This window comes from Enterobacter cloacae complex sp. HYC033_NIDB (genome assembly GCF_056673335.1).
Genome location: NZ_CP115123.1, coordinates 3,242,980 through 3,260,996, shown reverse-complemented (window position 1 = coordinate 3,260,996; position 18,017 = coordinate 3,242,980). Strand labels below are relative to the sequence as shown.

Sequence of the window (18,017 nt, the reverse complement as noted above, 5' to 3'; positions counted from 1 at the left end):
TCTTTTTTGAGGTGCGTTAATCCAGCGCCTTCACCATTTTCCCGCTCGCGACAAACGTGCCCGCTCCCAGATGATGCAGCGTATTCAGTTTATCCCCGTCAAACTGCCAGCGTCCGGCGACAAAGGCGCGTTCATCCGCCGCGGCGGAAACCACTTCGCCAAACAGAGTGTCATATTTCTCTGCCGCAGAGGTTACAGGTAATAACCGGCACTCCATCCACGCCAGACATTTCTCTTCTATAACCGGCAGGCCAAGCTCAGGGCCATAAATAACCGGGATCCCGTAGCAGTTAAATTTATCCTCGTCGCGCCCGCTGACGCTGCCGACCGCCCAGGTCCAGTTGGCTGCCGCCACGCCGGGGATCACAATGCCGAATTTCCCGCTGCGTTCGATCAACTCCCGTGACCACGCGCTTTTGTCTACCACAATCGCGATACGTGGGGGGTCAAATTCCACCGGCATAGACCATGCGGCGGCCATGACATTGCGACGATCGATGGTCTCATCCCGGCTGGTGATGAGCACGGTTGGACCGTGATTCAGAAGGCGGCTGGCGTGACGTAATTCAACAGGGCGAAAGTGGCTCATAGGATCTCCTCATGTACACGATGAGTATGACGAAAAAGCACTTTTACGCATATGCATAAGTGAAAATAGTTTATAAACAGGGGATATCACATCCTGGAGCAAATCATGTCCCCATTTCTGAGTGCTTATTTCGCCCGCACGGGCTGGCAGCAGCCCGTACAGGTTGATATCGATACCCTGCGGGGGCTGCATTTACACCATAACTGCGCGATCCCTTTCGAAAATATTGATGTCGTTTTGCCGCGTGAAATCCATCTGGACGACGGGTGTCTGGTGGATAAACTGGTCACCGCACGTCGGGGGGGGTATTGCTTCGAGCAAAACGGCCTGTTTGAGCGGGTGTTGCGCGAAGTCGGTTTTACGGTGCGCAGCGTGCTGGGGCGGGTTGTGCTGGCTAATCCGTCGCAGATGCCGCCGCGTACGCACCGGTTGCTGCTGGTTGAGCTGAACGGCGAGCGCTGGATCGCCGATGTGGGATTTGGCGGACAAACGCTGACGGCGCCGATTCGTTTGATCGCCAACGAGGAACAGGAAACCCCGCACGGGCGTTATCGTTTGCTGAGCGAGGGTAACGACTGGGTACTGCAATTCCGCCATCACGAGCACTGGCAGTCAATGTACCACTTCGACCTGGCGACCCAGTACTTCAACGATTACGTGATGGGAAACTTCTGGTCGGCGCACTGGCCGCAGTCCCATTTCCGTCATCACCTGCTGATGTGTCGCCACCTGCCGGACGGGGGCAAGCTGACGCTGACCAACTTTAATTTTACCCACTGGCAGAACGGGCATGTGGAGGAGCAGATCCATTTGCCGGATGCGGAGGCGCTGTATAAGCTGATGCAGGCGCGGTTTGGCCTGGGCGTTGATGACCCGAAGCACGGCTTTACCCTGGCCGAGCTGACGGCCGTGATGGCGGGGTTTGATACGCATCCACAGGCAGGGAAATAGCCCGGTGGCGGCTACGCCTTACCGGGCCTACAGCGGCTTGAAACGTAGGTCGGGTAAGGCGAAGCCGCCACCCGACAAAATCAACGGCGCGATCTCACTACCTGATAGCGACGGGTGAAGTACTCAAACGGCGCACTCCACACGTGCACCAGACGGGTGAACGGGAAGATAAGGAAGATCGTCATCCCCAGCACCAGATGCACGCGGAAGATCGGTGCGACGCCGCTCAGCATTTCTGACGAGCCTCCCTTAAACGTCACGATCCCCTGCGCCCAGCCGACCAGCTTCATCATCTCGCTTCCGTCAGGATACTGGGCGGAGAAAGGAATGGTCGACAGCCCAAGGATGCACTGAAGCAGCAGGATACTCATGATGATAATATCCGGCGTGGTGGACGTGGCACGCACCCGCTGGTTGAACAGGCGGCGGATCAGCAGCATCGACCCGCCAATCAGCGTCAGCACCCCGCAAATCCCCCCCGCAATCATGGCTAACTGCTGTTTAACCGCGACGGGTAAAAACCAGGCGTACATCCAGTGCGGGGTTAACATGCCGAACAAATGCCCGAAGAAGATCCCCAGAATGCCAATATGAAACAGGTTAGAGCCCCAGTTCATCCCGCGCTTGCTGAGCATCTGGCTTGACGAGGCGCGCCAGGTGTACTGCCCGTAGTCGTAGCGCAACCAGCTACCGAGGAAAAAGACGGTGGCGCAGATGTACGGATAAATGTCATAGAAAAACACGTTCAGGTAATGTGTCATTTTGGGCCTCCGGCGCTGACGTCCACGTACTGCGGCGCGACGTCCTGGCTAAAGCGTCGTTGATATTGCTGCATCGGCGAGCTGTCGCACGATGTGGCGTTGTCTTCAATAAACTTCACCTGTTCCTCTTCCCACACCGCGTCCAGCGCCTGACGGGTATCATCCCGTTTTTCACCGGACACCTGTTTCGCCACGCTGTCGCTGGAAAGCCGCGTTTCCGCCAGCGTCAGCAGGGCGTCAAACAGCTGGTAATGCGCCACGCCGCGCTGTTTCAGGCGGCCGCCAATCAGCGCCAGGATCGGCGCGACGTTTTGCAGCCCTTCGCGCGCTTCGTCGTCGGTAACGATGCTAAGGTACTCCAGATAGAGCGGCAGATAGTCCGGCAGCTCGCGGCAGTCAAGCTGAAGGCCGGCTTTCTCATACTGGCTCATCAGGTCGACCATCGCCTGACCGCGATCGCGGGACTCGGCGTGAACGTGTTCGAACAGCAGTAGCGAGGTTGCGCGCCCGCGTTCAAACACTTCGCACCATTCGGCCTGCTTATCCAGCAGCGGGGCGCTCAGGTGCTGCTGCGCAAACGGCAGCAGCATGGGCGCGTCCTGTTCCACCAGGGAAAGCGCTTCGTCACGGTTTTCCCACAGCAACTCATCGGGATACTCAATGAGCAGCGCGATGATTTTGAGGATCTGCATTATTCTCCCTCCCCGTGTTCACGCACCTCGGTGATGTTGATCGCGTCAATGCGGCTGCTGTTGAAGAGGTTGAATTTGGTGTCGGAACCGTGGCAGCCGTCGCCAAAGGTGAAGCCGCAGCCGTTTTTCTCCGGGAAGGCGTCGCGCGCCATTTCGCGGTGGCTGGTCGGGATCACGAAGCGGTCTTCGTAGTTGGCAATCGCCAGGTAGCGATACATCTCTTCTACCTGTTCTTCCGTCAGGCCGACCTCTTCGATGGCGCGGGTGTCGGTCACGCCTTCCACGGTCTGGGAACGCTTGTAGTGACGCATTGCCATCATGCGCTTCAGGGCGCGCAGCACCGGCCCGGTATCGCCCGCGCTGAGCATGTTTGCCAGGTACTGGACCGGGATGCGCAGGCTTTCGACCGCAGGCAGCACGCCGTCGCTCTGCGGCAGACCACCCGCGTCCGCGTAGGACTGAATCGGTGACAGCGGCGGCACATACCAGACCATCGGCAGGGTGCGGTATTCCGGATGCAGCGGCAGGGCAAGCTTCCAGTCCATCGCCATTTTGTAAACCGGGGAACGCTGTGCCGCGTCGATGACGTTCTGCGGAATACCCTGTTTCAGCGCTTCCTCAATCACCGCCGGATCGTTCGGGTTCAGGAACACGTCGCACTGACGCTCGTACAGGTCGGTCTCATGCTCGGTGCTCGCCGCCTCTTCAATGCGGTCCGCGTCATACAGCAGCACGCCAAGGTAGCGGATGCGCCCGACGCAGGTTTCCGAGCAGACGGTCGGCTGACCGGACTCAATGCGCGGATAGCAGAAGATGCACTTCTCTGACTTGCCGCTCTTCCAGTTGAAATAGATTTTCTTGTACGGGCAGCCGCTGATGCACAGACGCCAGCCGCGGCATTTGTCCTGGTCGATCAGCACAATGCCGTCCTCTTCGCGCTTGTAAATCGCACCGCTCGGGCAGGTGGCGACGCAACTGGGGTTCAGACAGTGCTCGCACAGGCGCGGCAGGTACATCATGAAGGTGTTTTCAAACTGGCCGTACATCTCCTTCTGGATCTTCTGGAAATTGCGGTCGCGGGCACGTTTTTCGAACTCGCCGCCCAGCAGCTCTTCCCAGTTGGGCCCCCATTTGATTTTATCCATTCGCTTGCCGTCAATCAGCGAGCGCGGGCGGGCGGTAGGGAGGTGATCGCCCTCTGGCGCGCGGTGCAGATCCTGGTAATCGAAGGTGAAGGGTTCATAGTAATCGTCAATCTGCGGCAGGACGGGGTTAGCGAAAATCTTCGACAGCACGCCCATTTTGCCGCCGAGGCGCGGGGTCAGCTTGCCGTGAATACCGCGGATCCAGCCGCCTTGCCACTCATCCTGATCTTCCCAGTTTTTCGGATAGCCGATACCCGGTTTGGTTTCGACGTTATTAAACCACGCGTACTCCATCCCTTCGCGCCCGGTCCAGACGTTCTTACAGGTGACCGAGCAGGTGTGGCAGCCAATGCATTTATCGAGATTCAGAACCATGCCAACCTGTGAGCGTATTTTCATTTTTTCGCCTCCTGTACCTGATCCCGACCTTCGCCGTCCAGCCAGTTAATGTTTTTCATTTTACGGATCATGATGAACTCGTCGCGGTTCGAGCCGACGGTGCCGTAATAGTTGAAGCTGTACGCCAGCTGCGCGTAGCCGCCGATCATGTGGGTCGGTTTCGGGCAGACGCGGGTGACCGAGTTGTGGATCCCGCCGCGCCGTCCGGTTACTTCTGACCCCGGAATGTTCAGGATGCGCTCCTGAGCGTGGTACATCATGGTCATGCCCGGCGGCACGCGCTGGCTGACCACCGCGCGGGCGGTGAGGGCGCCGTTGGCGTTAAAGGCTTCGATCCAGTCGTTGTCCTCAATGCCCAGCTCGCGCGCGTCGGTTTCGCTGATCCAGACGATTGGCCCCCCGCGCGACAGGGTTTGCATCAGCAGGTTTTCGCTGTAGGTGGAGTGAATGCCCCATTTCTGGTGCGGCGTCAGGAAGTTAAGCGCTTTTTCCGGGAATCCGTTCGGCGGGATTTCGCGCATATGGGTAACGCTGCGGGTGTCAATCGGTGGACGATAGGCCACCAGACTCTCCCCGAAGGCGCGCATCCAGGCATGATCCTGATACAGCTGCTGGCGGCCCGAAATCGTGCGCCACGGGATCAGCTCGTGAACGTTGGTATAGCCTGCGTTATAGGAGACGTGCTCGCTCTCAAGGCCGGACCACGTCGGGCTGGAGATGATTTTGCGCGGCTGCGCCTGAATATCGCGGAAGCGGATTTTCTCATCTTCTTTGTTCAGCGCCAGATGAGTGTGATCGCGTCCGGTCAGTTCGCCGAGGGCTTCCCAGGCTTTGACCGCGACCTGACCGTTAGTTTCCGGCGCAAGGGCGAGGATCACCTCTGAAGCGTCAATGGCGGTCTCGATGCGCGGACGACCTTTCGCCGGGCCGACAGGCTTGACGTAGTTGAGCTTGCCGAGGAAATCGACCTCATTCTGGGTGTTCCACGATATGCCTTTTCCGCCGTTGCCGAGCTTGTCCAGCAGCGGCCCAAGGGCCGTGAAGCGCTCGTAGGTTTCCGGATAGTTGCGCTCGACGACTGCAATGTTTGGCGCGGTTTTGCCGGGGATTAGATCGCACTCGCCTTTGCGCCAGTCCAGAATATCAAAAGGCTGCGACAGCTCCCCCGGGGAGTCATGCTGAAGCGGCTGTAGCACCACGTCAGTTTCGGTGCCGAGATGTCCGACGCACACCTCAGAGAAGACTTTGGCGATGCCCTTGTAAATCTCCCAGTCGCTGCGGGACTCCCACGCCGGGTCAACGGCTGCGGAAAGCGGGTGAATAAACGGATGCATGTCCGAGGTATTCATGTCGTCTTTTTCATACCAGGTGGCGGTGGGCAGGACGATATCCGAGAACAGGCAGGTGCTGGACATACGGAAATCGAGCGTCACCAGCAGATCCAGCTTGCCCTCAATGGCGGCGGTTTGCCATTCCACCTCTTCAGGTTTCACGTCGTCCGTTGAGCCTAAATCCTCACCCTGGATACCGCTCTCGGTGCCAAGCAGATATTTCAGCATGTATTCATGGCCTTTCCCGGACGAGCCAAGCAGGTTAGAACGCCAGACAAACAGGTTGCGCGGGTGGTTCTTACCGTTATCCGGCTGTTCGCATGCGAAGCGAATATCACCCGATTTTAACGCCTGCACGGTGTAATCCTGCGGCGACATCCCGGCGGCGTCGGCGCGAGCTTTCACGTGCAGCGGGTTGAGGTTGAGCTGCGGCGCGGAAGGGAGCCAGCCCATGCGCTCGGCGCGGACGTTGAAATCAATCAGGTGACCGGTAAACTTCGATGCGTCTGCAAGGGGAGAAAGCAACTCCTGGGCGGTGAGCTTCTCATAGCGCCACTGGCTGGCGTGGTTGTAGAAGTACGATGTGCTGTTCATCTGGCGCGGCGGACGGTTCCAGTCCAGCGCGAAGGCCAGCGGCAGCCAGCCGGTTTGCGGGCGCAGCTTCTCCTGGCCCACGTAGTGCGACCAGCCGCCGCCGCTCTGCCCGACGCAGCCGCAGAAGACCAGCATGTTGATCATCCCGCGGTAGTTCATGTCCATGTGGTACCAGTGGTTCACACCGGCCCCGAGAATGATCATCGAACGACCGTGAGTTTTGTGCGCCGTGTCGGCAAATTCACGGGCGATTTTTTCTATCAGATAAGCGGGGACGCCGGTAATTTGTTCGCCCCAGGCCGGGGTGTAGGCTTTTATCTCGGCGTAGTTTGTCGCCGCGTTACTGTCTTCCAGACCGCGATCGAGGCCGTAGTTTGCCAGCACCAGATCGTACACGCTAACCACGCGTCTCTGGCTGCCGTCGGCCAGCGTCAGGGTTTTACTCGGTACGCGGCGCGTCAGCACCGGCTCCTGCTTCACGCTGCGGAAATGCGGATTCTCGTTGCCCCCGAAGTAAGGGAAGGCCACGTCTGCCACGCTGTCGTGGGTGATGAGCAGGGAAAGCGTCAGCTCGGTTTCCTGTCCCGCAGCCAGCGACGCCAGGTTCCATTTGCCTTTTTCACCCCAGCGGAAGCCGATGGAACCATTCGGCGCCACCAGATTTCCGGCCACGTCAAAGGCGATGGTTTTCCACTCCGGATTATTGGTTTCACCCAGCCCGTCGGCCAGATCCGACGCGCGCAGCATGCGGCCCGGCACCACGCGACCGTCAGCCTGTTCATCCAGCAGGACCAGCATCGGCATGTCGGTGTAGCGGCGGCAATAGTTGAGGAAGTACTCGCTCGGGTTATCGAGGTGGAACTCTTTAAGGATCACATGGCCCATCGCCATGGCAAGGGCGCTGTCGGTACCCTGTTTGGGGGCCAGCCACTGGTCGCTGAGCTTCGCCACCTCCGAGAAGTCCGGCGTAATGGCGACGGTCTTGGTGCCCTTGTAACGCACTTCGGTAAAGAAGTGGGCGTCCGGGGTGCGCGTCTGCGGCACGTTCGAGCCCCAGGCAATGATATAGCTGGAGTTGTACCAGTCCGCCGATTCCGGCACGTCAGTCTGTTCGCCCCAGGTCATCGGCGACGCCGGAGGCAGATCGCAATACCAGTCATAGAAGCTCAGGCAGGTGCCGCCGAGCAGGGAGAGATAGCGCGTACCGGCGGCATAAGAGACCATCGACATGGCCGGGATGGGGGAAAAACCGGCTACCCGATCCGGGCCGTAGTTTTTGATGGTCCAGACGTTGGCGGCAGCAATCAGCTGGTTAAGCTCTTTCCAGTTTGAGCGGATAAAACCGCCTTTTCCGCGCGCTTTCCTGTAGCTCTGCGCTTTCTGCGGATCGTTTTGAATGGCATCCCAGGCCAGCACCGGATCGGTATGCTGCGCCAGCGCCTCGCGCCAGAGTTCGATCAGCCTGCGGCGTACCAGCGGGTACTTGAGACGGTTGGCGCTGTAGAGATACCAGGAGTAGCTTGCGCCACGCGGGCAGCCGCGCGGTTCGTGGTTAGGCAGGTCAGGGCGGGTGCGCGGATAGTCGGTCTGCTGGGTTTCCCAGGTCACCAGGCCATTTTTGACATAAATCTTCCAGCTACAGGAGCCGGTGCAGTTAACGCCGTGGGTGGATCGCACAATCTTGTCGAACTGCCAGCGCTGACGGTAGCTGTCCTCCCAGTCGCGGTTGGTGTGGTACACCTGACCGTGCCCATCGGCGAAACTGTCGCCTTTTGTTTTGAAGTAACGGAAGCGGTCCAACAGTTTGCTCATGACATTTCTCCTGCTTCGATAGCATGGCCGGAGGGTGAGACATCACGCTCCGGCGAAGAGGTAGTTATTATTTTTGTGAGGATTTGCGGCCGTACACCAGCCAGGTGACGAGCACGCAGACGATGTAAAACACGAGGAAGACTTTCATGGCGCCCACCGGGGAACCGGTCATCGCCAGGGATGTGCCAAAGGCTTTGGGAATAAAGAACCCGCCTACCGCACCGATGGCAGAGATAAAGCCCAGCGCGGCAGCCGTTTCGGTCACCGCTTCATGCTGTGCCTGTTCGTCGCTCCCGCCCTGTTTTTTCACGCGGTCGAGGGTGATTTGGCGAAAGATAATCGCGATCATCTGGAAGGTCGAGCCGCTGCCCAGGCCTGCGGTGAGGAACAGGCCCATAAAGACCAGATAGAAGGCGATAAAACTGCCTGAACCAGACCCGGGGAGCGTCAGGAAAATCAGGGCGCTAAAGATGGCCATAAAGACGAAGTTGATCAGCGTCACCCGTACGCCGCCCAGCCTGTCTGAAATCATTCCGCCAGCCGAACGCGCCAGAGCGCCGATCAGCGGGCCAAAGAAGGCGAGGTGGAGGATATTTACGTCCGGAAACTGGGTTTTCGACAGCATAGCAAAGCCTGCCGAGAAACCGATAAACGAGCCGAAGGTGGCCAGATAAAGCAGGCTCAGCAGCCAGAGGTGAAAGCGCTTAAGCACCGGAAGCTGGCTGGCAATGGACGCTTTCGAGCTGGCGATGTCGTTCATGCCAAAAAACGCCGCAAGGGTAGCAAGAATCAGCAGCGGCGCCCAGATCCACGCCGCGTTCGCCAGCCACATCGTCGAGCCATCCTCCTGGGGGACGCCGTGAACGCCGAGGAAGGTAAACATCGGCAGGAAAATCACCAGCGGCGCAACCAGCTGCATCACGCTCACGCCCAGGTTACCCAGCCCGCCGTTAATGCCCAGCGCGCTGCCCTGTCTGGCTTTCGGGAAGAAGAAGCTGATGTTTCCCATGCTGGAAGCGAAGTTGGCGCCGGCAAAACCGCACAGCAGTGCGATGATGATAAAGACCCAGTAAGGCGTGGCGGTATTCTGGATGGCGATCCCAAGCCAGACACAGGGTACGACCAGGATAACGGTACTTAACACGGTCCAGTAACGTCCGCCAAATATCGGCACCATAAAAGAGTAGGGGACACGCAATATCGCGCCGGAAAGAGAAGGTAATGCCGTTAGCATAAAAAGCTGATCGGTGCTGAAATTAAATCCGACCTTATTAAGATTTACCGCAATAGCGCTAAACAACATCCATACACAAAACGCGAGAAGCAAACACGCCACGGAAATCCACAGGTTTCTACGTGCGATATGTTTCCCTTTATTCTCCCAAAATTGCGCGTTTTCCGGTTTCCAGTTACTCAACAGATGCTGATTACTCTTCTCGCTTTGATGTGACATATCACCCTCTTGCTTACCCAAATGGAGAGAAAAAAGAAGTGAAAACAGAAAGATACCTTTCGGCAGTTTGTAGAAATTTTTGGATGTTATGGGATACATCTGAAAGGATAGATAAAAAAGCGAATCCCTGAGTTTGGAATGGGAATCAGGGTTCGCTTTATGTGTTACTAATTGTAACTATTTGCGGAAATTAATACCCCGATGGGAGTATTAAAACAATTCGAGGGAAATAAGCTTATCCAGATGCTTATTAAATGCCGCGTCGTCCATTTCAGGCATATTTAATACGTATATGCCATCCAGGCCACATACCAGACCAATTAAACGCCAGGCGATATTTTCCGGCTGGTCAGCAAGCGTAAAGGCGTTGGCCTCCGCCCCGGCGCGGATAATCGCGACCGTTTCCTGGTGCCACATCTCCATGGTCAAAACGTAGGCGCCTTTGATATCGCTATCCCGGCTGGCGAGAATTTGCGCCTCCCGCCACAGTCGAATGTAGGGCTCAAACCCGCCGTCATCGCTGCCGAGCATGGCATGCAGGCGCTCACGCCAGCCGGCGTTTTCGCCAACGATTTCAGCATCCAGCAAATCGCGGATCAGCCGGACAAACGCCAGCGACTTAAGCTCGCCCGCCGACGCAAAGTGGTGATGCACCTGCCCGGTGGCGACGCCCGCTTCGGTGGCGATGCGGCGCACGGTCATCGCAGCGAATCCTTCGGTCAGCGCCACGCGCATCGCGGCCTGGAGGATCTCTTCCCGCCGCTCGTCCTTGCTCAGATAACGCATAATTTCTCACTCTCAATGGCAACGAAACGAGTGTAACAAAGAGCTGGACAAGTGTTCAACTTTACGTAGGATCGCATTCTGGACATGTGTCCAGTTTTTAACTGAAAAGGAAATTTATGTTTCGTCAGTGGTTAGCGTTAGTGATTATCGTGCTGGTGTATATCCCGGTGGCGATTGACGCGACGGTGCTGCACGTAGCGGCGCCAACATTGAGCATGACGCTGGGTGCCAGCGGCAACGAATTGCTGTGGATTATTGATATTTACTCGCTGGTGATGGCGGGAATGGTGCTGCCGATGGGCGCGCTGGGCGATCGCATAGGTTTTAAGCGCCTGCTGATGATCGGCAGCGTGCTGTTTGGCCTGTCATCGTTAGCGGCGGCTTTTGCGCCGTCCGCGGGCTGGCTGATTGCCGCCCGCGCGTCGCTGGCGATTGGCGCGGCGATGATCATTCCGGCTACGCTTGCAGGGATCCGCACCCTGTTTATTGACGTGCGGCACCGTAATATCGCCCTCGGCGTCTGGGCTGCCGTTGGGTCGGGCGGCGCGGCGTTTGGCCCGCTGATTGGCGGCATGCTGCTGGAGCACTTTTACTGGGGGTCGGTGTTCCTGATTAACGTGCCGATCGTGCTGATCGTGGTTTCGCTTGCTGCGCGCCTGGTGCCTGCTCAGCAGGGGCGGCCCGAACAGCCGCTCAATATCAGCCATGCCATTATGCTGATTGTGGCGATTTTACTGCTGGTCTATAGTGCCAAAACCGCCCTGAAAGGGGTGCTGTCGCCGTGGATGGTGGCCTGTACGCTGCTTACCGGAGCGGTAATGCTGTTTATCTTCGTCCGTATCCAGCTACGCGCGCGCGTGCCGATGATCGACATGCGCCTGTTTTGCCATCGCATTATTTTAAGCGGCGTGGTCATGGCGATGACCGCCATGATTGCGCTGGTGGGCTTTGAACTGCTGATGGCGCAGGAGTTGCAGTTCGTGCATGGTTTTACGCCGTTTGAAGCAGGGATATTTATGCTGCCGGTGATGGTGGCGAGCGGATTTAGCGGGCCGATCGCGGGTGTGCTGGTTGGGCGTCTGGGGCTGCGCATTGTCGCGGCCGGAGGCATGGGGCTTAGCGCGGTCAGTTTTATCGGCCTGTCGACGCTCGATTTCAGCACCCAACAGTGGCAGGCGTGGAGCCTGATGGTGCTGCTGGGCTTCAGTGCCGCCAGCGCACTGCTGGCATCGACGTCAGCGATCATGGCTGCGGCGCCGAAAGAGAAAGCGGCCGCCGCAGGCGCGATCGAAACCATGTCCTACGAGCTGGGTGCTGGTCTGGGGATCGCCATTTTCGGTCTGCTGTTAACCCGCAGCTTTTCGGCGTCTATTGTACTGCCGCAGGGGCTGAGCGCGTCGCTGACCGATAAAGCCTCGTCGTCCATCGGTGAAGCGATGAAGGTGGCGCAGGAGCTGACGCCGTCGCTGGCCGAGCCGGTGATGACGGCGGCGAAAACTGCGTTCATCACCTCGCACAGCGTGGCCCTGGGCAGTGCGGGAGGCATGCTGCTGATTCTGGCGGTCGGGATCTGGTTTAGTCTGGCGAAGGTCGGAGGGCAGCAGTAATAAAAAAGGCCAGCCGCGAGGGCTGGCCTTTTGAACTAACAGATCTTAGAACTGGTAGGTCAGACCTACAGCTACGATGTTGTCGGTAGCCACTTTGGCATCTTTGGTGAACTGGCTGTCATCCACGAGGTTGATTTTGTAATCAACATAGGTGGACATGTTTTTGTTGAAGTAGTAGCTCGCGCCAACGTCAACGTATTCAACCAGGTCCTGGTCGCCATAAGAACCGATGTCTTTACCTTTGGATTTCAGGTAAGCGATGGACGGACGCAGACCGAAGTCGAACTGGTACTGAGCCACAACTTCGAAGTTCTGCGCTTTGTTGGCAACGTGACCGTTACCGAACGCCGTCATGTTGCGGGTTTCAGAGTAGGTGGTTGCCAGGTAGATGTTGTTCGCATCGTACTTCAGGCCAGCAGCCCAGACTTCTGCGTTTTCGCCACCGGCGTTCAGGTTGCTTGCAGCACGAACCTGACGGTCGGTACGGTCAGATTTCGCGTAGGTCGCACCCACACCGAAGCCGTCGAATTCATAGGTAGAAGAGAGACCCCAGCCGTCACCGTTGGATTCGGTGATCTCTGAACGGTCGTTTTTACCCTGGTACTGAGCAGCCACGTTCAGGCCGTCAACCAGACCAAAGAAGTCGGTGTTACGGTAGGTTGCAACGCCAGTGGTACGGCCGGTCATGAAGCCGTCAGTCTGCGTCCAGGTATCGCCACCGAACTCTGGCAGAACGTCAGTCCACGCGCCGATGTCATAAGCCACACCGTAGTTACGACCGTAGTCGAAGGAACCGAATTCATCGAATTTCAGACCAGCGTACGCCAGACGGGTTTTGTTGCCGTCGGAACCTTGAGCTTCAGAGCGATTGCCCTTGAACTCATATTCCCACTGGCCGTATCCGGTCAGCTGATCGTTGATCTGAGTTTCACCTTTGAAGCCCAGACGAACATACGTTTTGTCGCCGTCGCTACCAGCATCATCAGAAAAATAGTGCAGACCAGTAACTTTGCCGTACAGATCCAGTTTGTTACCGTCTTTGTTAAAAACTTCAGCCGCGTTAACAACGCCAGCTGCCAACATGGAAGTCACTGCCACTGCAACTAATTTAAGTTTCATCTTAAATAATCCTTATAATTTTATTTAGGTATTTCCTAAGCCACCTGAGCGATTTTTAAACGAGGCTTATCGTCAATGGCAGACTATTTTTAAAATTCCGTAGACTGCTTTCAATAATAAGTTTCAAAATATTAAAGATAATTTCAATTAGTGTGATCCTGATCGGATAAATTGCCCTTAAATCGGCCAGTCAGGTTAATATATAGACATAAAGTGATTATTAACCAATCAAGATAATATGGCTGTGAATAGTTGCCGGACGTTTTAGTTTTTTGGTGGGATTAAAAGGGTTTGGCAGGGAATGTCAAAGCATGTGTCAGGATAACCTTTTTTAAAACAGTTGATTATAAATTTCTCGGGAAACCAGAACCTGTTTTTTAAGAGAAATATTCAGAAATAAACTATTGCACTTTGTGCTATATAGCGCGGGAATATTGGCGCTGAATTAATTACCTGCGTTGTCAGTTTATGTCAATTTCCACAACAACTCTGGCTTTCTGACAGCACTCTATACAGAAATTTAATTACTCTCTAATGTTACGAATTATATTCGAGGGTGTGATCACATATTAAAATATTGTTAATATTTTGCCGGGCATATTCGGTACCCGGCAAAAATAAAAATGCTATTTGCGGGTGGCATACCAGCACAGTAACGATCCGGCGCACACCATCAATGCCCCTTGCCAGAATGAGAGTGAAAGCGGAGAACTCAGCAGAATAGCCGCCAGTGCGGCGGAAAGAACTGGCGTGAAATAAGAGACAGCCGCAAGCACCGTGACGTTACCGTGAAGAATACCGATATTCCAGGCGGCGTAGCCAAAGCCAAGCGCAACCCCACACATCAATAGCTTTACCACAATCGGGACGCTGAACACCATTTCGGGCTGATCGCTGACGGCATATTTGACCCACAGGCTCAGGGCGGTCAGCAGGACGAAAAGGGTAATGCCATTTTGCCCTTTGGCATACTTGCTGGTGACGGTGCAGTAGGCGGCCCAGATAAAAGCGCCAGCAAACGCCAGCCCATAACTTAGCGGACTGGAAACGACGTTCTGCATGATGTCATTCAGTTGCAGACCGTTTTCGCCACCTAAAACCCAGCACACACCCAACAGCGAGATGAGAAGCCCAGGGATCACCCACAGGGTGGTTTTTTGCCCGTTGAACAAAATCGCGAACGCAATCGTCAGGCTTGGCCACAGATAATTGACCATACCGACTTCAATCGCCTGTGAGCGCGTCGCGGCATACCCCAGCGACAGGGCCAGGCACATCTCATAGCTGACAAACAGGATGCTGCCCGCAATGAGATAGCGCATGGAAAAACGCCGAAGATCGGGAAAACCCACCGTCACCAGACACAACAGCCCGCTGACGGTGTAAATCATCGCCGCGCCGCCCACCGGGCCCAGTCCTTCACTGACGCTGCGGATGAGACCCACCATGGTGCTCCACAACAATATGGCCGCCAGGCCTGTCAGCGTTGCTCTTTTTCTGTCCATTACCCTGCCAGTCTTCTAAAAATCAAAGGGAAAACTTATAGCATCTATTTGCTACACCTGGCGAATTTTCAAAGAGCCTGTTAACCCGAAAGGATTAGCAAATCGTACCGGCAGTGACTATTAAGGGGGCGAAGTCTGACGACCTTGATTTGACGCAAAAAAAACAGGGGCTTTGCTGTTAGTTTGCGGCGCGAAGTCTTATCAGATAACGAGGACAGCAATGGACGTCAGCCGCAGACAATTTTTTAAAATCTGCGCGGGCGGTATGGCCGGAACAACAGCCGCAATGCTGGGATTCGCTCCCAAAATGGCGCTGGCTCAGGCACGCAACTATAAACTGCTGCGCGCGAAAGAGATCCGTAACACCTGCACATACTGCTCCGTGGGTTGTGGGCTATTAATGTATAGCCTGGGTGATGGCGCAAAGAACGCCAAAGAAGCGATTTATCATATTGAAGGGGACCCGGACCATCCGGTGAGCCGCGGGGCGCTTTGCCCGAAAGGGGCGGGGCTGCTGGACTACGTCCACAGTGAAAACCGTCTGCGCTACCCGGAATATCGTGCGCCGGGCTCTGACAAATGGCAGCGTATCTCCTGGGACGAAGCCTTCTCCCGAATTGCAAAACTGATGAAAGCGGATCGCGACGCCAACTTTATTGAGAAGAACGAGCAGGGTATCACGGTAAACCGCTGGACCTCCACCGGGATGCTGTGTGCCTCTGCGGCAAGTAATGAGACCGGCATGCTGACGCAAAAATTTGTGCGCTCCCTCGGCATGCTGGCGGTTGATAACCAGGCGCGCGTCTGACACGGACCAACGGTAGCAAGTCTTGCTCCAACATTTGGTCGCGGTGCGATGACCAACCACTGGGTTGATATCAAAAACGCTAACGTCGTGGTGGTAATGGGCGGTAACGCCGCTGAGGCCCATCCGGTGGGATTCCGCTGGGCGATGGAAGCGAAAAACAACAACGATGCGACGCTGATCGTCGTCGATCCACGCTTTACGCGTACGGCATCGGTGGCTGATATCTATGCGCCGATCCGCTCCGGTACGGACATCACGTTCCTTTCCGGCGTGCTGTTGTACCTGATCGAAAATAACAAAATTAACGCGGAATACGTTAAGCATTACACCAATGCCGGCCTGCTGGTACGGGAAGATTTCGCCTTCGAAGATGGCCTCTTCAGCGGCTATGACGCCGGGAAACGTCAGTACGATAAATCGTCCTGGAACTATCAGTTCGACGAAAACGGCTACGCGAAACGCGATGAGACCCTGAGCGATCCGCGCTGCGTGTGGAACTTGCTGAAACAGCACGTTTCCCGCTATACGCCGGACGTGGTGGAAAACATCTGCGGTACGCCGAAAGCGGACTTCCTGAAAGTATGTGAAGTGCTGGCTTCCACCAGTGCCGCCGACAGAACCACTACATTCCTGTACGCGCTGGGCTGGACGCAGCATACCGTGGGCGCGCAGAACATCCGTACCATGGCGATGATCCAGCTGCTGCTCGGCAACATGGGGATGGCCGGTGGCGGCGTGAACGCCCTGCGCGGGCACTCTAACATTCAGGGCTTAACCGACCTCGGCCTGCTGTCGACCAGCCTGCCGGGTTACCTGACCCTGCCGTCCGAGAAGCAGACCGACTGGCAAAGCTGGCTTGACGCCAACACGCCAAAAGCGACGCGTCCGGACCAGGTGAACTACTGGAGTAACTATCCGAAGTTTGCCGTCAGTCTGATGAAATCGTTCTACGGCGACGCGGCGCAGAAAGAGAATGACTGGGGCTTTGAGTGGTTGCCGAAATGGGACCAGGCTTACGATGTCATCAAGTATTTCAATATGATGGATAAGGGTGACGTCACGGGGTATATCTGCCAGGGCTTTAACCCGGTAGCGTCATTCCCGGATAAAAACAAAGTCGTTCGCAGCCTGAGCAAGCTGAAGTACATGGTGGTTATCGATCCGCTGGTCACCGAAACGTCTACGTTCTGGCAGAACCACGGTGAATCAAACGATGTCGATCCGGCAGCGATTCAGACCGAGGTGTTCCGCCTGCCGTCGACCTGCTTTGCGGAAGAGGACGGTTCTATTGCCAACTCTGGCCGCTGGCTACAGTGGCACTGGAAAGGTCAGGATGCGCCCGGCGAAGCGCGTAATGACGGCGAAATTCTGGCCGGGATTTACCATCGTCTGCGCGAGATGTACCGCGCCGAAGGCGGCAAAGGCGCTGAGCCGCTGCTGAAGATGAGCTGGAACTACAAGCAGCCGGATCATCCTGAGTCCGAAGAGGTGGCAAAAGAGAACAACGGCGTGGCGCTGGCCGACCTGTACGATGCCAACGGCAATCTGGTGGCGAAGAAAGGCGAGTTGCTCAATAGCTTCGCGCTGTTGCGTGACGACGGTACCACGGCTTCGTCCTGCTGGATCTACACCGGCAGCTGGACGGAGCAGGGTAACCAGATGGCCAATCGCGATAACGCCGATCCGTCAGGCCTGGGCAATACCCTGGGCTGGGCATGGGCGTGGCCGTTGAACCGCCGCGTACTGTACAACCGTGCCTCCGCAGACGTGAACGGTAAGCCGTGGGATCCGAAACGCATGCTGATCGAGTGGAACGGCACGAACTGGACGGGGAACGATATCCCGGACTTCAACACCGCCGCGCCGGGCAGCAACACCGGGCCGTTTATCATGCAGCCGGAAGGGCTGGGACGTCTGTTTGCTATCGACAAACTGGCGGAAGGGCCGTTCCCGGAACACTACGAGCCGATGGAAACGCCGCTCGGCACTAACCCGCTGCACCCGAATGTGGTCTCCAGTCCGGTGGTACGCATCTATGAAGACGACGTGCTGCGTTTAGGTAAAAAGGACAAGTTCCCTTATGTCGGCACCACCTACCGCCTGACCGAGCATTTCCATACCTGGACCAAGCACGCGCGGCTTAACGCCATCGCGCAGCCGGAACAGTTTGTGGAGATAAGCGAAACGCTGGCGCAGGCGAAAGGCATTGCCAACGGCGATCGCGTGAAGGTCAGCAGCAAGCGCGGCTTTATTCGCGCGGTGGCGGTGGTCACCCGTCGTCTGCAAACGCTGAACGTGCATGGCCAGCAGGTGGAAACCGTCGGTATACCACTGCACTGGGGCTTTGAAGGGGTAGCGCAGAAAGGCTACATCGCCAATACCCTGACGCCAAACGTCGGCGATTCCAACTCGCAAACGCCGGAGTATAAAGCGTTTCTGGTCAACATCGAGAAAGCGTAAGGAGC

The 18,017-nt window shown here is 56.5% G+C and carries 12 protein-coding genes; 3 read left to right on the top strand and 9 right to left on the bottom strand.

The window, feature by feature from the left end; translation table 11 throughout:
* Window positions 1-16: 16 nt before the first annotated feature.
* Window positions 17-589: a flavin reductase family protein gene (locus tag O1721_RS15665; RefSeq protein ID WP_032648394.1), complete on the bottom strand. Its 573-nt coding sequence runs from the start codon at window positions 587-589 to the stop codon at window positions 17-19.
* Between the two features lie 105 nt (window positions 590-694).
* Between O1721_RS15665 and nhoA the strand changes: the two genes are divergently transcribed.
* The gene (gene nhoA, locus O1721_RS15660; RefSeq protein WP_017382294.1) at window positions 695-1,540 is read left to right on the top strand and encodes an N-hydroxyarylamine O-acetyltransferase; all 846 of its coding nucleotides are present in this window, start codon (window positions 695-697) and stop codon (window positions 1,538-1,540) included.
* Between the two features lie 80 nt (window positions 1,541-1,620).
* On the opposite strand, the gene narI is transcribed toward nhoA, so the two are convergent.
* The 6 genes from narI to O1721_RS15630 all read right to left on the bottom strand — a co-directional run bounded on the left by narI (window position 1,621) and on the right by O1721_RS15630 (window position 10,513).
* Window positions 1,621-2,301, bottom strand: a complete 681-nt coding sequence (gene narI, locus O1721_RS15655) for a respiratory nitrate reductase subunit gamma (protein ID WP_015570467.1) — start codon at window positions 2,299-2,301, stop codon at window positions 1,621-1,623.
* Window positions 2,298-2,993 (bottom strand): nitrate reductase molybdenum cofactor assembly chaperone, encoded by a 696-nt coding sequence (gene narW / locus O1721_RS15650; protein ID WP_006810721.1) that lies wholly within the window; start codon window positions 2,991-2,993, stop codon window positions 2,298-2,300. Before narW ends, narI begins: the two co-directional genes overlap by 4 nt.
* Complete coding sequence (gene narH, locus O1721_RS15645) at window positions 2,993-4,537, bottom strand: nitrate reductase subunit beta (RefSeq protein ID WP_032648393.1); 1,545 nt, start codon at window positions 4,535-4,537, stop codon at window positions 2,993-2,995. Before narH ends, narW begins: the two co-directional genes overlap by 1 nt.
* Entirely contained in the window at window positions 4,534-8,274 is a 3,741-nt protein-coding gene (locus O1721_RS15640; protein WP_032648392.1) for a nitrate reductase subunit alpha, read from the bottom strand. The genes narH and O1721_RS15640 overlap by 4 nt, the downstream gene beginning before the upstream one ends.
* Window positions 8,275-8,341: 67 nt before the next feature.
* On the bottom strand, window positions 8,342-9,727 hold the full coding sequence (locus tag O1721_RS15635; protein ID WP_003857034.1) for a NarK family nitrate/nitrite MFS transporter: 1,386 nt from the start codon (window positions 9,725-9,727) through the stop codon (window positions 8,342-8,344).
* Between the two features lie 210 nt (window positions 9,728-9,937).
* Window positions 9,938-10,513: a TetR family transcriptional regulator gene (locus tag O1721_RS15630; protein WP_015570471.1), complete on the bottom strand. Its 576-nt coding sequence runs from the start codon at window positions 10,511-10,513 to the stop codon at window positions 9,938-9,940.
* Window positions 10,514-10,629: 116 nt separating this feature from the next.
* Here O1721_RS15630 and O1721_RS15625 point away from each other — a divergent pair, with 116 nt between their 5' ends.
* Window positions 10,630-12,120, top strand: a complete 1,491-nt coding sequence (locus tag O1721_RS15625) for an MFS transporter (protein ID WP_032648391.1) — start codon at window positions 10,630-10,632, stop codon at window positions 12,118-12,120.
* Between the two features lie 45 nt (window positions 12,121-12,165).
* Here the strand turns inward: O1721_RS15625 and ompC are convergent, their stop codons facing one another.
* Both ompC and yddG read right to left on the bottom strand, forming a co-directional pair.
* On the bottom strand, window positions 12,166-13,239 hold the full coding sequence (gene ompC / locus O1721_RS15620; RefSeq protein ID WP_003857040.1) for a porin OmpC: 1,074 nt from the start codon (window positions 13,237-13,239) through the stop codon (window positions 12,166-12,168).
* 626 nt (window positions 13,240-13,865) lie between these two features.
* The gene (yddG, locus tag O1721_RS15615; protein ID WP_032648389.1) at window positions 13,866-14,744 is read right to left on the bottom strand and encodes an aromatic amino acid DMT transporter YddG; all 879 of its coding nucleotides are present in this window, start codon (window positions 14,742-14,744) and stop codon (window positions 13,866-13,868) included.
* 220 nt (window positions 14,745-14,964) lie between these two features.
* Here yddG and fdnG point away from each other — a divergent pair, with 220 nt between their 5' ends.
* The gene (gene fdnG, locus O1721_RS15610) at window positions 14,965-18,012 is read left to right on the top strand and encodes a formate dehydrogenase-N subunit alpha (protein ID WP_116298894.1); all 3,048 of its coding nucleotides are present in this window, start codon (window positions 14,965-14,967) and stop codon (window positions 18,010-18,012) included.
* Window positions 18,013-18,017: the final 5 nt, after the last annotated feature.

Coding starts and splice junctions, on each gene's coding strand:
- O1721_RS15665 (WP_032648394.1), bottom strand. CDS start 589: ATGAGCCACTTTCGCCCTGTTGAATTACGTCACGCCAGCCGCCTTCTG.
- nhoA (WP_017382294.1), top strand. CDS start 695: ATGTCCCCATTTCTGAGTGCTTATTTCGCCCGCACGGGCTGGCAGCAG.
- narI (WP_015570467.1), bottom strand. CDS start 2,301: ATGACACATTACCTGAACGTGTTTTTCTATGACATTTATCCGTACATC.
- narW (WP_006810721.1), bottom strand. CDS start 2,993: ATGCAGATCCTCAAAATCATCGCGCTGCTCATTGAGTATCCCGATGAG.
- narH (WP_032648393.1), bottom strand. CDS start 4,537: ATGAAAATACGCTCACAGGTTGGCATGGTTCTGAATCTCGATAAATGC.
- O1721_RS15640 (WP_032648392.1), bottom strand. CDS start 8,274: ATGAGCAAACTGTTGGACCGCTTCCGTTACTTCAAAACAAAAGGCGAC.
- O1721_RS15635 (WP_003857034.1), bottom strand. CDS start 9,727: ATGTCACATCAAAGCGAGAAGAGTAATCAGCATCTGTTGAGTAACTGG.
- O1721_RS15630 (WP_015570471.1), bottom strand. CDS start 10,513: ATGCGTTATCTGAGCAAGGACGAGCGGCGGGAAGAGATCCTCCAGGCC.
- O1721_RS15625 (WP_032648391.1), top strand. CDS start 10,630: ATGTTTCGTCAGTGGTTAGCGTTAGTGATTATCGTGCTGGTGTATATC.
- ompC (WP_003857040.1), bottom strand. CDS start 13,239: ATGAAACTTAAATTAGTTGCAGTGGCAGTGACTTCCATGTTGGCAGCT.
- yddG (WP_032648389.1), bottom strand. CDS start 14,744: ATGGACAGAAAAAGAGCAACGCTGACAGGCCTGGCGGCCATATTGTTG.